Below are 17,026 nucleotides of genomic sequence, written 5' to 3' on the forward strand. Positions count from 1 at the left end.
GTGCCGCTGCTCCACCCGCTTGACCCGCCGATTGACCGCATTGTCTAAATCTGGTTTCTTGAAGGGGTTACGCCAACCTTCTCGCTGTCTCGATGTCCCGCCGGAGCCCGATGTCCCGTCCGCTCGTTGCGCTGCTGGGACTGCTCGTCACCGCCTGCGGCAGTGGCATCCCCAAGGGCCTGACCTATTACTGGTCCGGGGACCCGCGCTCACTGGACCCGGCACTCTCTACGGACGTTCCGACGGGCGAGGCGGTCACACTCCTTTTCGATAACCTGACCCAGTTCGACCCCGAAGGGGCCGTGGTGCCGGGGCTGGCCACCCGCTGGTGGCCCTCACCTGACGGGAAGACCTGGACCTTCCGGCTCCGCGCCGGCGTGGTCTTCAGCGATGGACGCCCGCTCGGTGTGGCCGCGATCGAAGCCTCATTCCTCCGGGCATTGCGGATGCGGAAGGAGGGCGGCCGGATCTGGCCCCTGCTCCCTATCGACGGTTCAACCGCGGTGGCGGACTCCGGCGCCGAACACCTTCGGGGCCTCGCTGTACTCGACGATTCGACCATCGCATTCACCCTCACCGAACCGCTCAACATCTTCCCCAAGCTGATCGCGATGCCGGTCGCGGCGATCGTGCCGACCCCGACCGCCGAGGAATTCGGGGAGCATCCGGTCGGGAGCGGCCCCTGGAAGTTCGTGTCGTGGTCGCACGACGACCTGGTCGTCTTCGCGCGGAATCCCCGCTGGTGGGGCGCACCCATCTCGGCTGATACCCTGCGGGTCCGGATCATCCCCGAGACGTTCACCCAGGCGGCTGAGTACGAGTCGGGCCGGCTCTCGGTGGTGGAAATTCCGGCAGGCGAAAGCCAGCGCTGGGATGAAACGCACGGCGCCGAGCTGCAGCGACGACCGGCGATTCGCGCGGTCTATGTCGCGATGAATACCACGCGCGGCCCGCTCACCGATGTGCGGGTGCGCCGGGCGATCAATCACGCCGTGAATGTGCCGGCGATCCTCGACCGGGTGATTCACAACCGGGGGGTGCTCGCGGCCGGCACGATCCCGCCAGGCCTCGATGGCTACGACTCCACTCGGAAGCGCTATCAGTATGACCCCGCCCTCGCGCGTCGGCTGCTCGCCGAGGCCGGCCACGCCACCGACCTGAAGCTGCAGCTCTGGCGCTCGCAACGGGCCGACTTCGCGCGGATCGCGCAGGCGATCCAGGCCGACCTCGAGCGCGTCGGCGTGGCGCTCGAAATCGTCGAGCGCGATGCCTCGACCGCACGCGCCACCGCGCGCAAGGGCGACGCCGATCTCTTCCTCGCCGACTGGTGGGCCGACTACCCTGACGGCGAGAACTTCACCTACCCGCTTTTTCATTCGAGCAACGCGGGCACCGGTGGCAACTACGCCTTCGTGAAGAATCCCCAGCTCGACTCGATGCTGGTGCGCGCCCGCGCGACACCGGACTCACTCGAGAAGCGCCGGTTGCTGACGGAGATCGATGCCCGGGTCTTCGACCTCGCACCCTGGCTCTTCTGCTGGTTTCCCACCGATGTCTGGGCGATGCGGCCCGAGGTGCACGGCTGGAAGTATCCCGCCGTCTTCACCGGACAGCGCTGGACCACCGTGACCCTCGATCGATGATTCGCTACATCGCGCTCCGCCTGCTGCTGCTGATCCCGACGCTGCTCGGCGTGCTCGCCGTCACCTTCGCGCTGCTCTACCTCGCGCCCGGCGACCCGGTGGCCGCGATTGTCGGCGAGCGCGCCGACAGTGCCACGGTAGCGCGTGTGCGGCAGGAACTCCGACTCGATGACCCGGTACCGCTTCGGTTCGTGCGCTACGCCGGTGGCGTAGTTCGCGGCGATCTGGGTCGCAGCTATATCACCCGACGGCCGATCGTGCGCGAGCTGGCGCAACGCTTTCCCGCCACGCTTCGCCTTGCCGGAGCAGCGATGCTGATCGCGATCTGTTTCGGCTTGAGCATCGGCATTCTTGGCGCTCTGCGGCCAGGTTCGTGGGCCGACCGAATCGCGACCCTTGGCGCCTATCTCGGGATCTCTTTTCCGGTCTACTGGGTCGGTTTGCTGCTGATCCTGGGCTTCGCTGTGACGCTGCGCTGGTTTCCACCCTCGGGGTACGGCGGCCTGCTCTTCCTGGTACTCCCCGCGATCACCCTGGGGATGCGATCGGTCGCGTTCCTGGCCCGGATGACGCGCTCGGCCATGCGTGAAGTGCTCGGCAGCGACCTGGTCCGGACCGCCCGCGCGAAGGGGCTCAGCGAGCGGCGCGTGGTCCTCCGCCACGCCCTCGGCAATGCGCTGTTGCCGATCATCACCGTGATCGGGCTCGACTTCGGTTCGTACCTCACTGGCTCGATCCTCACCGAGACGATCTTTTCGTGGCCAGGTGTTGGCCGGTATGTCCTCACCGCCATCGACAAGCGCGACCTGCCGGCGATTCAGGGGAGTATCCTCTTTCTGTCGCTGGTGTTCGTCCTCGCCAACCTGCTCACCGACCTCTGCTACGCCGCCGCCGACCCACGAGTCGCCTATGACTAAGCGTGCCCTGCTCCTGCTCGCCGCCGCCGTGACCCTCACCGGCGCGCTGCCGGCCCAGTCGCTCACCAAGCGCCTCGATGCCCGGCTCGATGCGCCGGGACTCGATCGCCTCCTCTGGGGCGTCGCTGTCACCGACACCAACGGCAAACTTCTCTACGGTCGCAACGCCGATCGGCTCTTCATTCCGGCGAGCAACACGAAGCTGCTGGTAAGCGCCGTGGCCACGGCGTTACTGGGCCCCGACTTCACCGTGCGGACGTCGCTCTACGGGACCGGCCCGATCAGCAACGGAGTGTTGCAAGGCGACCTGGTGCTGTACGGCCGTGGCGACCCGACCTTCTCGCGCCGCTGCTACCGCGCCGATACCACGACCGCCAACGCCTGCGACAGCGATGCATTCAGCCGATTGCACGACCTCGCGGTGCAGCTCCGCTTTCGCGGCGTCACCGTCGTGGCGGGGGACCTGATCGGGGATGGCTCCTGGTTCGATGAAGAGCTGATCCACCCGAGCTGGGAAATTGGCGACCTCACCTGGTGGTATGCCGCACCGGTGAGCGGGCTTGGCTTCAACGACAATTCGTACGATGTCCACGAGGCACCGGGCGACTCCGCCGGTGCACCGGCGCGGATCACTTTCTTTCCCGACCTTGGCGCGGCCACGATCGACAATCGTGCCGAGACCGGGATTCGCGGCGCGCGGCGCAGCTTCGATGTCTCGCGCTCACTCGATGGCAACAGCTACCTCGCCGCCGGGGTGATCCCCGCGGGCGCTGGTGCGCGCACCGAATACGCCGCAGTGGTCGACCCCAATCGCTTCACCGCGCTCGCCCTGCGCCGCGAACTGCTGGCCCAGGGCATCACGATCCGTGGTGCCACCCGGTCCACCGTGGATTCGCTCGCGTTCGCGCACGCGCGGGCCACGACCGCTCTCGCCGCCGTCACCTCCCGGCCGTTTCGTGAGTGGGTCTACCCGATTCTCAACAGCTCGCAGAACTGGTACGCCGAGATGACGCTGAAGCAACTCGGCAAGCGTTTCGGCGGGGTTGGCTCGTGGCGTGAGGGGCTGCGGGTCGAGCGACGCTTCCTGATCGACTCCATGCAGATCGATTCGACCCAGTTCCAGGTCGAGGATGGCTCCGGCCTCGCGGCCAACAACCTCGTCACCCCGCTCGCATTCACGAAGCTGTTGCGTTTCATGCGCGCGCATCCCAACTTCGCCGCATTCGAAGCCGCCCTGCCGGTAGCGGGGAAGAGCGGCACCATCAAGTCGCGATTTGTCGGCACCCCGATGGACGGACACGTGCGCGCCAAGACGGGGAGCATCTCGCGTGTGAATTCGCTGAGCGGATTTGTCGACCGCCCCGATGGCTCGTTGCTGATCTTCTCGATCCAGGCCAACCACCAGACGATTGGCGGGAGCCGGATGCTCGCAGCGATCGACTCCGTCGTGGTAGAAATGGGCAAGACCAAGGGAAAGAAGCCGTGACCATCGCTCCATCCGCGCTGCGTGTCGCCATCGTCGGTTCCGGCCCCTCCGGCTTCTACGCCGCTGAATCGCTCCAGAAGGCCGGCGCAGGCGTGCAAGTCGATCTCTTCGACCGGCTGCCGACGCCCTATGGGCTGGTGCGCGGCGGCGTGGCCCCCGATCACCCCAAGATCAAGTCGGTCACGCGGGTCTTCGACCGGATCGCGGCCCAGCCCGGATTCCGCTATCTCGGGCACGTGGTCGTCGGCGAAGACGTTTCCGTCGCCGAGCTGCGCGACTATTACGACGCGGTGATCCTCGCCTATGGCGCGCAGACCGATCGCCACCTCGGTATTCCGGGCGAACGGCTCCCAGGAAGTCACGCGGCAACGGAACTCGTCGGCTGGTACAACGGTCATCCCGACTACGTCGAGCGCCAGTTCGATCTCACCCAGCGCGCCGCCGCGATCATCGGTCTCGGCAATGTCGCGATGGATGTGACCCGCATCCTGGCGAAGTCATCCGATGCCCTCGCCACAACCGACCTTGCCGCGCACGCCCTCGCCGCGCTGCGCGACACACGCCTCGAGACGCTGCACATCATCGGCCGTCGTGGGCCGGTGCAGGCCGCCTGCACGACGCCCGAGTTGCGCGAGCTGGGTGAAATCGAGGGAGTCGACGTGATTGTCGATCCGCGCGACCTCGAGCTCGATCCGGTCAGCGCGGCGCAACTCGCCGGCGGCGATGATCGCACCGCGGAGAAGAATCTGGAAATTCTTCGCGCCTGGGCGGGGCGCGGCAGCACCGGTGCCACCCGACGGATCGTCTTCCACTTCAATGCCTCGCCGGTGGAAATCCAAGGTGAGCACCACGTCACCGGAATGCGCCTGGTGCGGAATCGACTCGAGCCCGACGGTCGCGGCGATGTCCGCGCGGTCGCCACCGACGAGTATCAGGCGTTGCCGCTCGGGCTGGTCTTCCGCTCGGTCGGCTATCGTGGAGTCGCCCTGGACGGCGCACCGTTTGATGAGAAGCGCGGGGTGATCCCCAACGTCGGCGGCCGGGTAGTCGAGTCGGCCGATAGTGCCACCACGGTGCGAGGACTCTACGTCTGCGGCTGGATCAAGCGTGGGCCCCAGGGCGTGATCGGCACGAACAAGTCCGATGCCGCCGAGACGGTGGATCACCTGATTGCCGACGCTGCCACGGGTCGGCTCGAGACCGGGCGCACGGTCGCCGCAATTGACGAATTGCTGGCTGAGCGGGGGGTCCGGGTCACCGACTGGAAGGACTGGCTGCAGCTTGACCGCGAAGAACAGGCCCGGGGCGCACCAGCTGGCCGACCGCGCGAAAAGGTGACCCAGGTAGCGGAGATGCTCGCACTCGTCGGCAAGTAGCGCGTCCCAGCCACTATCTTCCGGCCATGTCCTTCAAGATCTACACGCGCACCGGCGACGCAGGCGAAACCGGACTGTTCGGCGGTGGTCGCGTCTCCAAGGATCATCCGCGTGTCGCCGCCTATGGTGACATCGACGAACTGAATTCGGTCCTCGGGATGGTGCGCGCCACGGCCCCCACCGACCTCTACGACGCGCTGCTCGAGACCATCCAGCGCGATCTCTTCGCCATTGGCGGCCACCTCGCGACGCCTGATCCCGAACGCGTTCGCAAGGCGCTCGAGAAGGCCGAACTCTCCCCCGACCGGGTGACCGAGTTCGAGCGGGTGATGGATGAAGCCGATGTCGAACTCACTCCGCTCAAGGCCTTCATCCTGCCAGGCGGCGCCCCCAAGGCGGCCGTGCTGCACCTTGCCCGCACCGTCTGCCGACGGGCCGAGCGCAGCATTGTCCATCTCGCGGCCTCGAGTGAAGTCCCCGAACTCTTCATCGTCTACGTCAATCGACTCTCCGATCTGCTCTTCACGCTGGCTCGGCTGGCGAACCATCGCGCCGGTCTCGAGGATGTCACCTGGTAGGCTCGGTCACCATTCAGCATCGCGCGGGGAGCTATCCCGTCGTCGTGCACGACGGGGCCGTTGCCGAGCTCGCCCGCCTGGTCGCGCGACACCATCCCGGGAAGCGCGCTGTCGTGATCAGCGACAGCAACGTTGCCGCACTCCTCCCCTCCCCGTTGCCTGCGGCGGTCCGCCTTACCTTCCCCGCCGGTGAGCGCCACAAGACGCGCGAGAGCTGGCGCACGCTGAGCGATCAGTTGCTGGCACTGGAGCTCGGTCGAGACACCGTGCTGATCGCCTGTGGCGGCGGTGTCACCACCGACCTGGTCGGGTTTGTCGCCGCGACGTACCTCCGTGGCGTGCCGTGGATCGCTGTACCGACCACCACGCTGGCGATGGTCGACGCCGCTGTCGGCGGGAAGACCGGAGTCGACACCGCAAGCGGCAAGAACCTCATCGGCGCGATCCACCATCCCGATGCGGTGCTGGTCGACCCTTCCCTGCTGGCGCCACTGCCGGAGCGGAACTTTCGCGAAGGGCTCGCTGAAGCGGTCAAGCACGCAGCGATCCTCGACGCCGACCACGGCCAGTGGCTTCGCAGCCACACCGACGCGATTGCCCGGCGCGACGTCGCCACGCTGACCTCACTGCTCCTGCGCAGCATCGAACTGAAGGCCGGCATCGTCTCGGCGGATGAATTCGAGTCGGGGGCGCGGGCGATCCTCAATGCCGGGCACACCGTGGCACACGCGCTCGAGCAGGTAACCGGTTACAGCATCCCGCACGGCGAGGCCGTGGCCATCGGGCTCGTGCTCGAAACGCGCTGCGCCGAGCAGATGGGCGTATGTGCTGCGGGGACTGCCGAGACGATCGCCGATCTCCTCCGCTCACTGCACTTGCCGGTCTCGTGGCCGGCCGGCATTGACGCCGACGCCCTGCTGGCGGCGATGCGCAGCGACAAGAAGAATCGCAGCGGTGTGGTGCGTGCTGCGTTGCTCAAGTCCTTTGGTGAAGTCGCGCGGGACGGCGACTCGTGGACGGTTCCGCTCGATCTGGAAGTCATTCGCTCGCTGGTGTAGGTGTGCGGTTCGTGGGCTCGGCGCAGGAGCCGCGGTCGTCGGATCAGGATCCGCGCGTCCGCGATTCGGTCGCGACCGGCGGCGGGCGCTACCGCCCGCTCGGCGGTCGCGCCTGCGAATCGCTCGCCGGCGCAGAGAGCGCCGGCTATGGACGCGCTCCCTACTGATCCTCCTCCCGCGGCCCCCGCACCGAGCCCCCATGAGTGAGTGCTTTCTGTGACTTCCCGGGAGATTCGCGGGCGTTGCGCCGTGGGTCCCTCTGAGCGGCCTCATGAAGGCGCGAGCGGAGTCTATGGAGTCGCTAGCGTGATGTCCGTCGGCGTAATGCAGCCGCGGAGAGGGAGCCCACGGCGCGACGCCCGATCACACCTGTGCTGAAAAACACGACTTACCAACAAAGCGCCCGACGCCGAGCGATGAGGGAGGCTATGCGAGACAAGGACTTACCACGTTTGCCCACAGAAAGGTGCAAAACTGCCCTGTGGAGAGTGTGCACGAAACGGCTAAGTGATAGCAGCGTAAGTCATTGCAATGTTTATGTTTAGGCCCTCTTGACAGATCCGCAGGACACCCCATCTTGCGGGTGCTGTCCGAGAATCATCCCATACCAAAACCCAATTGCCGAATGGGCCACTAATGCCCCGTCGCACCCGCCGTCTCCCGGAACGGGCCCGCGTGCCCTTGGCCGCGGCCGAGTCGTTCGAACAGTATTTGCGCGACATCAAAGACCTCCCGATGATCACCAATATCGAAGAGGAGCGAGCCCTGGCGCGGAAGGCGCGCGAGGGATGTCCCGATGCTGCCGAACGGCTGGTCACCGCCAATCTCCGGTTCGTGATCGCCTTCGTGAAGCGCTATCAGGGGCACGGCCTCGATCTCGGCGATCTGGTGGCCATCGGCAACGAAGGATTGCTCCGGGCCGTGCGCAAGTTCGATCCGGATCGCGGCGTGAAATTCATCTCGTATGCCGTCTGGTGGGTGCGACAGGCCGTGCTGAAGGCGCTGGCCGAGCAGACCCGGTCGGTCCGTTTCCCACTCAACCAGAACACCGCCGTGGTGCGCTTCGCCAAGGCGCAGGGGTTGCTGGCCCAGGAGATCGGCCGCACACCGACCGACGAAGAGCTCTCGGTCGCGCTCAACATGCCGCTCGAAGATGTGCGCGACGCCAAGCGCCTCTTCGTGACCGAGGTTTCGCTCGATGCCCCGGTCGACACCGGCGACAATCGTTCCGCCTCCCTGGGCGAGCGCATCCCCCTCGGCGAGGGCGGCGAGATCGAGTCCAACACCGACGAAGTGCTGCGGCGGGATTTCATCGACCGGCTCTTCCGTCGCTACCTCACTCCTCGTGAGCGCCGGATCCTCTCGCTCTACTACGGGCTCGATCCGAAAGAAGAGGCCCGCACGCTCGAAGAGATCGGCGAAGCGCTCGGGGTCACCCGCGAACGGATTCGTCAACTGCGTGAGCGCGCCTTCGCCAAGCTCCGCGCCTGTCCCGAGGTCCAGCATCTGGGAGAGTTCCGGGCCGCCTAGATTGCAGGGATGAGCAACGCCATTGCCGCCTCGATTGCCGCCGCCATCGGCCCGGATGCTGTCCGGACTGATGTCGGCGGTCGCATTATCACCACCCCGCCATCGATCGAATCGCTGGCCCATCTGCTCGGCCTCGCCTACGACGGCGGCTGGAGTGTCGCCGTGACCGGCGCGGGGACCTGGCAGGTCAACGATGCGCCAGCGACGCTTACGATCTCGACGCGCGCGCTCGACCAGGTCGTCCGGGGCGTCCGGCCCAAGTGGACCGTGACCGTTCAAGGGGGCATGTCGCTGGACGCGCTGACCCGGACCCTGCAGAGCCAGGGCGCGGCGCTCTGGATCGATCCACCCGGTCGGGCCGATCGCAGCATCGGTTCGGTCGTGGCCACGGGCACCCTGGGCCCGATGCTCGTGCCGCTCATCGATCAGGTCAAGGCGCTCACAGTGGTGAGCGGCGATGGCCGGGTTCTCCGCCTCACCAACAACCAGCCTGGTGGGCCGTCGCTCGCGGAACAGCTCCGTCCGCATGTCGGAGGCTTCGGCGCATTCGGCGTGATTGCCGAGGTGGAAATCCTTGCGCGTGAATCGGTGCAGATCGACCAGACCTTCGTCACCACGGGTGATCGCGATCGTCTCACGGCATCGGCGAATGACTTCGAAGCGGTCTCCGCCGGAGTGAGCGCCGCCGAAGTCCTCTCGCCTGCCCTTGCCGCTCAATCGGAATGGCTGCTCGCGGTTCGGCATCTCCACGACCCCGACCGGTGGCACGCGGTGGCACGCGACGAGGCGATGGCCCGCTCACCTGGTCTGGTCTGGCGCGAGCTCACTCCTGCCGACGCGAGTCAGCTCTGGAACAGCTCCGCCCGGGCGATGTCATCGGCCCCGGTGACCTTCCGACTCGCTGCCACGGCCCCGGGGTTCGATGAGACGCTCGACCTGGTGATTGCACGAATGGGCGAAGGCGTGCTCTCGGCAACGCCTGCCACGGGCTCGCTCCGCTGGTGCGGCGAGGCCACCCGAGAGCAGTTGCGGCTGCTGCGCACCGAGCTGGCCGCGCGAGAGATCCCGCTCACGATCGAACGGGCGCCTTGGGCCATTCGAGGCTCGCTCGGCCATCTCGGCGCCTTTCACGAGGGTGTAGGAGGCGTGGTGGACCGCCTGCGTGAGTCTTTCGATCCCGGTGGCATCCTCTGCCCCGCGCTGCAGCCGGCCGAGTCGGGGAGCTGATGCGCGGAATATGTTTCGATTTCAACGGCGTCATCGTCGACGACGAGCGCCATCATTGCCTCGCGGTGATCTCGACGCTGGCGGAATACGGCATCATGCTCGACCGCGCGGGCTACTATCGCGACTACCTCGGCTTCGATGACGAGGGCTGCTTCCGGCACGCGTGGGCGGGAGCCCGGCTCCAGCTGAGCGATGCCCTGCTGGGCGATCTCGTGGCGCAGAAGGGCGAGCGATACCGCGCCCTGCTCGACGCCGACCTCACACTCGTGCCGGGGATCCAGCCGTTCGTGCATGCGCTCACCGCGGCCGGGATCCGGCTGGTCGTCGTCTCCGCGGCGCGCCGCTGGGAGATCGACCACGTCCTCGCGATTGCCGGCTTGAGTCACGCCTTTGCCGGGATCGTGTCGGCAGAGGATGTTTCGCGCACCAAACCCGACCCGGAAGGCTATCTCCGCGGGCTCGCCGTACTGGACCTGCCCGCAAGTCAGTGCGTCGTCATCGAGGACTCGCTCCCCGGACTGCGCGCGGGACGCAGCGCCGGCATGCGAGTGGCGATGCTTACCACTTCGCACTCGCACGGCACGCTTGCCGCGCAGCTCCCCGACCTGATCTGGGACGACTACACCGACCGCACCCCCGAGGAGTTGCCGTGGAACCGATCATCGTCCTGAACTCGGCAGAACTTCATGCACTTGAGAGCGAGCGCTCGGTGATCCCGGTGGACGTTGCCGTCTTTCATCTTGCCGGGAGTGCTGTCGCCGATTGCCTGCAGGGCGTGCTCACCAACGATGTGATCAAGGGTGGCGAAGATGCGCTACTGTGGGGCGCGGTGCTCACACCGAAGGGGATGATCATCAGCGACGTGTGGGTGCGCCGTCGCGGCGCCGAGGCGTGGGTGATGGTGCCGATGGCCGCGCGGGAGACGCTGCAGCAGCTCTTTACTCGATCGTTCCCGCCGCGACTCGCCAAGGCGCGCGATGTGACCGACACGATGTCGGTGCGCTGGCTCATAGGCGGGGCGCCAGAAGCGCTGGCCGAGGCCGACCTCATTCGCCCGCGTGACGCGGCGCCGTTCGCCGCCTTGCTTCTCACGGAGGCGCCGGGCCGCGACGAGGCGCGGCTTGCCGAGGCTGGCTGGCACCTGCGTCCTGCTGCCTGGGCTGATGCGCTTCGCGTTCTCGAAGGGTGGCCAACGCTCGGGCGCGAAATCGACGAGAAGACGCTGCCGCAGGAAGTGCGCTTCGACGAGTTGCAGGGTGTCCGGTATGACAAGGGGTGTTACACCGGCCAGGAAACCGTGGCGCGACTCCACTTCCGCGGCCACGCGAATCGTGCGCTGGTAGGCTTGCGCTGGAGTGACGGACAGCGACCGGTGAGCGCGGCGGTGCATCTTGGAGAACGTGAGGTTGGCACCGTGCGCACGCTGGCACATTTCGGCGATGAATGGCTCGGACTGGGAATCCTGCGTCGTGATGTGAGTGTCGGCACGGAGGTGATTGCCGGCGGCGCCAACGCGCTGGTGGTGGCGTTACCGTTTGATGAAGCCGAGGCAGCCCTGGCGTAAATGCGCGACGCCCCGGACAGTGATGTCCGGGGCGTCGGGGTGCGACAGTTACCGAACGACGAGCTTACGGCTTCGGAGCCGGGGCCATCGAGTCCTTCTTCGCGACCATCGAGTCGTGCTTCGCGACCATCGTGTCGTGCTTCGCCATCATCGTGTCGGCGGTCGCGGCCGGAGCCGGAGCTGCCATCGTCGCGGTGGTGTCCGTGGTCTCTGCCTTCTTCTCGCCGCACGCTGCAACGGCCACAACAGCCGCCACCATCAAGAACTTCCGCATCGCCTCTCCCCTGGTTGTGATGACTGTGGTCACCTTGTGGTCACCGAAGCCGTTACCGTGTATCGGCCACTGTCGCCCAGTGCACCGGCCACCAAGTTAGGGGCCTGACGGCCGCTGTCAAGAAGCTAACCCCATTCGGTGTCAGAACTTCCGGCCAGAATGGCCGCCGAAAAGCGGGTTTTGAGGGCCGGAAACCCGAAGCCGGGGGGTCCTGCGTATCATCCCATACTACCTGAACGCCCCCCAACCGGGAGTCCGTCATGTCCACGCATCCCAGCACCCTTGGCGACCTCCGGCAGAGCCGCTGGGGCGAGTCAGCCCTCTGCGGTCGCTCGGTTCGCGACGAGATCCGGACCAATCTGCTGGCGCGGATGCGTTCGGGCGGGGCGCTCTTTCCCGGGATCGTTGGCTACGAGGAAACCATCGAGCCACAGCTCGTGAACGCCCTGCTGGCCCGGCACGACTTCATCCTGCTGGGCACCCGCGGGCAGGCCAAGTCCCGACTGCTGCGTGGCCTGGTGGGATACCTCGACGAGGTCATCCCCATCGTGGCGGGGAGCGAGATCAACGACGACCCGTTCGCTCCAATCTCGAAATTCGCCCGCGACCTGATCGCCGCCTATGGCGATGCCACGCCGATCGACTGGCTTCCCCGGGAACAACGCTTCGTCGAGAAGCTGGCGACACCCGACGTGACGATTGCCGACATCATCGGCGATCTGGACCCGATCAAGGCGGCACGTGGTGGGCACATCCTTAGCAGCGAGCTGACGATGCACTTCGGGCTGCTCCCGCGTGCCAACCGCGGCATCTTCGCGCTGAACGAGCTGCCGGATCTCTCGGGCAAGATTCAGGTCGGGCTCTTCAACATCATGCAGGAAGGTGACGTCCAGATCAAAGGCTATCCGGTCCGGCTCCCGCTCGACGTGCTCCTCGCGTTCACGGCGAACCCCGAGGACTACACCGCCCGCGGCAAGATCATCACCCCGCTCAAGGACCGTATCGGATCGGAGATTCGTACCCATTACCCCGATCGGGTCGAGCTGGGGATGGCGATCACCGTTCAGGAGGCATGGCTCCAGCGCGATGGCAGTCCGGTGACGATTCCCGACCTGGTGGCCGAACTGGTCGAACGGGTGGCGTTCGAGGCACGCAACGACAAGCGCGTCGACAAGCGCTCCGGTGTCAGTCAGCGCCTGCCGATCTCGCTCCTCGAAGTCGTCGCCAGCAATGCGGAACGGCGCGTGCTCGCGGTACACGACAGTCGCGTGGTGGCGCGAGTGAGTGACGTCTATGCCGGGCTCCCCGCAATCACGGGGAAGCTGGAGCTTGAGTATGAGGGGGAGCTGCAAGGCGGCGACGCCGTGGCACGAGAGCTCATTCGTCGGGCGGCGGGCGCGGTCTTCGAAGAACGAGCGGGCGACGCGGAAGTCGAGGGGATCGTCGCCTGGTTCGACCAGGGCGGCGCCCTCAAGGTCGGGGCCGAGGAGAAGACCGAGACCTGCTGGCTCGGCTTCCAGCTGGTGCCGGGACTCTTCGAGCTGGTGCACATCTGGGAGCTGGCGCCAATCGACGACAAGGAGCTCACCGTGGTGGCCTGCGAACTGGTGCTCGAAGCGCTCGCGGCGCGGCAACGCATCACGCGGAGCGATGAGAGTGGGTGGCAGCGAGTGAGATCGTCGCGGAGGCGGGAGCAGTGAAACGATGGGCGACCCGGGCGCCGCAGTGAGCGAGACGGTGATCACTCCCGAGGTGATCACCGGTGGTTCCACGATACTGCCTGACCCCGAAACCATCGCACGGAGCAGAACCACATACCGACGGCTGCGGGAGACGACGCCGGACAACGGAAACGCTCACCGAAGCTCCGGCCGGCCCGCGAAGCGAATCCCGACGCCGAAGAACGGTCCCGCCTGCTCTTCCACCCGAAGGTTCGTCCCCCAGGGATCATCGAAGCGCTCGTAGCGCCAGCCAACAATGGCGTAGAGGGGAAGATTCTTTGGTGCTTGCCCCAGCAAGCTCCCCTCGGCGTCGAAACCCAGGAACTTCAGCGCCTTGGTCGACCCATTCTTCACATTGGCGAACCGCCCACCGGCGGCGAGCGACACCAGCAGTCGACTCCCCCCGATACCCCACTGCGATCGCGCCCCTGCCCGATACAGCATCTGTTTCTTTGTGGCTAGCGGATCGGCATCGGAAGTCGCGATTCGCCGCGCCACGCCACCCTCCATGCTCAAGCCAGTTGAGCCGATCAGGAGCCGAGCCTCCTGCAGGGAATATTTCTTCCCTACCACCTGGTCCGACTGGTCGAACTCGCCCGAGATCGAGCGGACGTAAACACCGATGTTGGACGCCCGGACGTACAATTCGGCCCCAGAGAGCGTCCCGGACCCGGGGGGCGCGGTCGCGCCACTTGCGACCGACGTTCGTCGGGCCGGAGAAGTCACCAGCCCGATGCGCGCTTCGCCCTTGTAGGACTCGACCGGCGGGAACGCCTCGATCACCTGCGCTCCAACGCGGGCGAGCGGGAGACACAGCAGCGAGAGCAGCACCGCGCGATTCACTGTTCCTCCTGCGCAAAGTAGGCGAGGCCACGATACGCCACCCTGGCGTTGGCATTGGATGCAACGAGATTGTCTCGCTGGATGACCCAGGCCTTCCTGGCTGCGTCATTCGCTGCTGCATTGGGAACGATCACACGTCCACGATCGAGGTACCAGGAAAGCGCCGTCGTCAGAATCCCAAGGCCGACCCCCCAACCGCTTGCCCGCGAGTCCGGTTTCACATTCGCATCCTTTAACGACGGGGAGCGGTAGGCGCGAACACTGGCATAGACGAAGCCGCCGATCACGATGCCGGAAATCACGGACCGTGCCCGGGCTGGCGCGGTCCGTTCCGGTCGGAGAGTCGTTGCATCAAGCGCCTGCGGAACACTCTGCAACTGCACCGGGGGCGTCTGCAGGGTCATCCGGTAGGACAAGAGGATGCGATCACCGCTTTCCGGCTCGATGGCAGTAATCACGACCCGGTAGGCGCCGCTCGCGTAGTGCGGCTGGTCTGTCACCACGGGCGCGAAGCGCAAGGTGCCCCGTTCCGTCGGTCCTACCGAGTCCACAAGTTCCCCGATACTCGGATCACCGGCGCGAACGACGCGAAGGGTGAAGGCCGCAGGACGCGTGGCGAACGCCTCGAACGTGAGGGTTCCACTCACTCCCGAAATCACGGCGCTATCCGGGACGCTGGCGTTGGCGCCGAAAGTCGTTCGCCGAGCGAAGGCGAGCAGGGAGTCGAGGCCCCTCCACGTCATCGTGCGCGGGAGTGGCGCCGTCGGCGCAACTCGCACGAGCGCGCGGAGCGCAGCCATGGCGCTGTCGCCAAACTGCTCGCGCTCCCCCGCCGGGAAACGCGAGGCCGCTGCGAGTTGAAGCGCCTGCAGCCGCTGGTTGCGGCGCAAGCCAGGGAGCCCTAGGGTGAGGCGGGCAATGGAATCGGCAGCGTGGTAATTCAGGTCATCAAACGAGCGCCGCCCGGTGGTGAGGAGATCCTGGGTAGGGTCATCTCCCTGTGCGACAGCACTCATCGCCACGCAGGCGCAAATCAAAACTCCAAACATGGACCGTCGGACTGCCTCCTTGATCTCCATCGACAGGCTCCAGGGTGAGAGGGTCGTACGCAACGAGCCACCAATTCACGTCAGGGCGGGCACTCCGCATTGCGGCGCACGCGCCGGGTCTCGCCGGGAAGCAGCACGAGCTGATCGGTCCGGCTGGTGCAGCCCGGTTGATTGCTGCTCACGCGGAGCGTCACGGTCCCAGCGGGTACCACGAGATCGACGAACGCACCGGAAATGCTGATGGGCTGGGTGGAGCCGTTCACGTATACGAAGGTTCCAGGCAAGGCGGACATGATCGAGAGCGTCGCTGTGGTTGCGACAGGAGGACGTGGGGGTCCCCCAAGTGAGTCCTGCTTCGATGCAGTCGCCTGAGGTGACTCACGGTGTTCTGCCATGTCCTGCGCGGGCGCGGGCACGCGCGATTTCGTCGTGGCAGGATCGCGACCAGGTTTCTCCCGGTCACGCGCGACGAGCGAAAGAGGAGGCGAACGATGCGCTGCCGTGTCGGGCGCGGTGACCGGTGCTGGCGCCGGCGGCGGAATCGTCAGCGGTTCGCTCTGGAGCTGCGGCTGCAGGGCGTTGCCGATGCTGGACTCCGCTGGCGTCGAGCTGACGCCGATAGCGGTCAGGATCCTTGCTCGTGCGGAGGGAATCGCCACAAGGGTGGAGCCGATCATGACCAGTACCGAAACAAGCCCGGCGATACGCCTCGGGGCCCGCTGCTGACGTGATCGACGTGGTGCCGGCGGCAGCTTGCGAAGGGAGGGCGCCTCGCCCGTCGAGGCAATTTCTGTCGCTGCGATTTTGACGATCGACAGATCAGGCCACCGCTCCTCCGGATCAAGCGCCATCATGCGGTGGATGAGCATGGCGAGGTCGCGAGGGCATGCCGGGTCCATTTCCGTCACCGATGGGGGTGGGCGCGTCACCTGTGCCGCGACCAGCTCACCTGGCGAATCACCGGGAAACGGCCGCGCCCCCGTGATGCATTCGTAGGCCACGACCCCAAGCGAATACTGGTCGGCCGTGGCAGTCAGCGAACGATCGGCTGCGAGCTGCTCCGGACTCATGTATCCGAGTGTACCGACCGTCATCCCCGTCTCGGTGAGTGACGTCTTGCCAACAATCTTCGCAATTCCGAAGTCGGTGATCACCAGGTAGTCGGTGGATGCATCAATCAGCAGGTTCGAGGGCTTGATATCACGATGGATCACGCCCTGTGCGTGCGCGAACGCCAGGGCATCAGCGGCCTGTGCGAGGTATCGTGCCACGCGGGATTCGTCGAGCGGGCCTTGCTGCAGGAGCGTTTCGAGCGATTCGCCAGGAACGAAGTCCATCTCGAACCAGAGGATGTCGCCATCCTCTCCACGCGCGTGGACACCAATGATGTGAGGATGGCGGAGCTGGGCCACCGCGACGGCCTCAGTGCGGAACCGCTCGGCCATCCCGTCTTCATACCCCTTCTCGGGGCGCATGACCTTGATCGCGACCAGCCGTTGAAAGTCCAGGTTCTCCGCCAGATAGACGACGGCCATCCCCCCGAAGCCGAGTTCACGGATGATCTGGTATCTGCCACTTAAGGCCTGCTGCACCTGATTGCGCAGGCGAGCTCGAACCGCGGGGACGGGTGAAGTGTCCATGCTGCTGCTGGGAGGCCTCACGAAGGGCTGCACAGGGGGAGCACCAACGCTACCCACCCTGGGACCAAACCCGGGTGGGGACCTAAGGTAGAGCCTAGTCCAACTGCGTTAGTTGGCCGT

Annotated in this window: 16 protein-coding genes; 12 read left to right on the forward strand and 4 right to left on the reverse strand. The window is 66.2% G+C overall.

The genetic code is table 11. The annotated features are described in order from the left end of the window. The first annotated feature begins 110 nt into the window (after positions 1 to 110). The 11 genes from V4558_03270 to V4558_03320 all read left to right on the forward strand — a co-directional run bounded on the left by V4558_03270 (position 111) and on the right by V4558_03320 (position 11,379). Positions 111 to 1,643, forward strand: a complete 1,533-nt coding sequence (locus V4558_03270) for an ABC transporter substrate-binding protein (GenBank protein ID MES2304495.1) — start codon at positions 111 to 113, stop codon at positions 1,641 to 1,643. After that, a complete protein-coding gene (locus tag V4558_03275; GenBank protein MES2304496.1) occupies positions 1,640 to 2,560 on the forward strand; it encodes an ABC transporter permease in 921 nt (306 codons plus the stop codon). The genes V4558_03270 and V4558_03275 overlap by 4 nt, the downstream gene beginning before the upstream one ends. Continuing rightward, positions 2,553 to 4,046 (forward strand): D-alanyl-D-alanine carboxypeptidase/D-alanyl-D-alanine-endopeptidase, encoded by a 1,494-nt coding sequence (dacB, locus tag V4558_03280; protein MES2304497.1) that lies wholly within the window; start codon positions 2,553 to 2,555, stop codon positions 4,044 to 4,046. Before V4558_03275 ends, dacB begins: the two co-directional genes overlap by 8 nt. Further along, entirely contained in the window at positions 4,043 to 5,422 is a 1,380-nt protein-coding gene (locus V4558_03285) for an FAD-dependent oxidoreductase (protein MES2304498.1), read from the forward strand. The genes dacB and V4558_03285 overlap by 4 nt, the downstream gene beginning before the upstream one ends. A gap of 26 nt (positions 5,423 to 5,448) precedes the next feature. Beyond that, a complete protein-coding gene (locus tag V4558_03290) occupies positions 5,449 to 6,000 on the forward strand; it encodes a cob(I)yrinic acid a,c-diamide adenosyltransferase (protein MES2304499.1) in 552 nt (183 codons plus the stop codon). Between the two features lie 44 nt (positions 6,001 to 6,044). Next, positions 6,045 to 7,058: a 3-dehydroquinate synthase gene (aroB, locus tag V4558_03295; GenBank protein ID MES2304500.1), complete on the forward strand. Its 1,014-nt coding sequence runs from the start codon at positions 6,045 to 6,047 to the stop codon at positions 7,056 to 7,058. Between the two features lie 2 nt (positions 7,059 to 7,060). After that, positions 7,061 to 7,225, forward strand: coding sequence for a hypothetical protein (locus tag V4558_03300; GenBank protein ID MES2304501.1), 165 nt, complete (start codon positions 7,061 to 7,063; stop codon positions 7,223 to 7,225). A 568-nt stretch (positions 7,226 to 7,793) separates the two neighbouring features. Continuing rightward, a complete protein-coding gene (locus V4558_03305; GenBank protein MES2304502.1) occupies positions 7,794 to 8,588 on the forward strand; it encodes an RNA polymerase sigma factor RpoD/SigA in 795 nt (264 codons plus the stop codon). A gap of 9 nt (positions 8,589 to 8,597) precedes the next feature. Beyond that, positions 8,598 to 9,815: an FAD-binding protein gene (locus tag V4558_03310; GenBank protein ID MES2304503.1), complete on the forward strand. Its 1,218-nt coding sequence runs from the start codon at positions 8,598 to 8,600 to the stop codon at positions 9,813 to 9,815. After that, positions 9,815 to 10,486 (forward strand): HAD family phosphatase, encoded by a 672-nt coding sequence (locus V4558_03315; GenBank protein MES2304504.1) that lies wholly within the window; start codon positions 9,815 to 9,817, stop codon positions 10,484 to 10,486. The genes V4558_03310 and V4558_03315 overlap by 1 nt, the downstream gene beginning before the upstream one ends. Beyond that, positions 10,465 to 11,379: a hypothetical protein gene (locus V4558_03320; GenBank protein ID MES2304505.1), complete on the forward strand. Its 915-nt coding sequence runs from the start codon at positions 10,465 to 10,467 to the stop codon at positions 11,377 to 11,379. Before V4558_03315 ends, V4558_03320 begins: the two co-directional genes overlap by 22 nt. Positions 11,380 to 11,443: 64 nt before the next feature. Here V4558_03320 and V4558_03325 read toward each other — a convergent pair whose 3' ends face one another. After that, positions 11,444 to 11,653, reverse strand: coding sequence for a hypothetical protein (locus V4558_03325; protein ID MES2304506.1), 210 nt, complete (start codon positions 11,651 to 11,653; stop codon positions 11,444 to 11,446). Positions 11,654 to 11,913: 260 nt separating this feature from the next. On the opposite strand from V4558_03325, the gene V4558_03330 reads away from it, so the two are divergent. After that, on the forward strand, positions 11,914 to 13,353 hold the full coding sequence (locus V4558_03330; protein ID MES2304507.1) for a magnesium chelatase: 1,440 nt from the start codon (positions 11,914 to 11,916) through the stop codon (positions 13,351 to 13,353). 156 nt (positions 13,354 to 13,509) lie between these two features. Here the strand turns inward: V4558_03330 and V4558_03335 are convergent, their stop codons facing one another. The 3 genes from V4558_03335 to V4558_03345 form a co-directional block, all read right to left on the reverse strand. Further along, complete coding sequence (locus V4558_03335; protein ID MES2304508.1) at positions 13,510 to 14,217, reverse strand: hypothetical protein; 708 nt, start codon at positions 14,215 to 14,217, stop codon at positions 13,510 to 13,512. Continuing rightward, the gene (locus tag V4558_03340) at positions 14,214 to 15,233 is read right to left on the reverse strand and encodes a hypothetical protein (protein MES2304509.1); all 1,020 of its coding nucleotides are present in this window, start codon (positions 15,231 to 15,233) and stop codon (positions 14,214 to 14,216) included. The genes V4558_03335 and V4558_03340 overlap by 4 nt, the downstream gene beginning before the upstream one ends. Positions 15,234 to 15,346: 113 nt before the next feature. After that, positions 15,347 to 16,906, reverse strand: a complete 1,560-nt coding sequence (locus tag V4558_03345) for a serine/threonine-protein kinase (GenBank protein MES2304510.1) — start codon at positions 16,904 to 16,906, stop codon at positions 15,347 to 15,349. Between the last annotated feature and the right edge of the window lie 120 nt (positions 16,907 to 17,026).

The sequence above is a fragment of the Gemmatimonadota bacterium genome (genome assembly GCA_040388535.1).
GTDB lineage: Bacteria > Gemmatimonadota > Gemmatimonadetes > Gemmatimonadales > GWC2-71-9 > Palsa-1233.

Excerpts from the sequence above, each read along its gene's own strand:
- V4558_03270 (MES2304495.1), top strand. The coding sequence starts at position 111 with ATGTCCCGTCCGCTCGTTGCGCTGCTGGGACTGCTCGTCACCGCCTGC.
- V4558_03275 (MES2304496.1), top strand. The coding sequence starts at position 1,640 with ATGATTCGCTACATCGCGCTCCGCCTGCTGCTGCTGATCCCGACGCTG.
- dacB (MES2304497.1), top strand. The coding sequence starts at position 2,553 with ATGACTAAGCGTGCCCTGCTCCTGCTCGCCGCCGCCGTGACCCTCACC.
- V4558_03290 (MES2304499.1), top strand. The coding sequence starts at position 5,449 with ATGTCCTTCAAGATCTACACGCGCACCGGCGACGCAGGCGAAACCGGA.
- V4558_03305 (MES2304502.1), top strand. The coding sequence starts at position 7,794 with ATGATCACCAATATCGAAGAGGAGCGAGCCCTGGCGCGGAAGGCGCGC.
- V4558_03310 (MES2304503.1), top strand. The coding sequence starts at position 8,598 with ATGAGCAACGCCATTGCCGCCTCGATTGCCGCCGCCATCGGCCCGGAT.
- V4558_03315 (MES2304504.1), top strand. The coding sequence starts at position 9,815 with ATGCGCGGAATATGTTTCGATTTCAACGGCGTCATCGTCGACGACGAG.
- V4558_03325 (MES2304506.1), bottom strand. The coding sequence starts at position 11,653 with ATGCGGAAGTTCTTGATGGTGGCGGCTGTTGTGGCCGTTGCAGCGTGC.
- V4558_03330 (MES2304507.1), top strand. The coding sequence starts at position 11,914 with ATGTCCACGCATCCCAGCACCCTTGGCGACCTCCGGCAGAGCCGCTGG.
- V4558_03340 (MES2304509.1), bottom strand. The coding sequence starts at position 15,233 with ATGAGTGCTGTCGCACAGGGAGATGACCCTACCCAGGATCTCCTCACC.
- V4558_03345 (MES2304510.1), bottom strand. The coding sequence starts at position 16,906 with ATGGACACTTCACCCGTCCCCGCGGTTCGAGCTCGCCTGCGCAATCAG.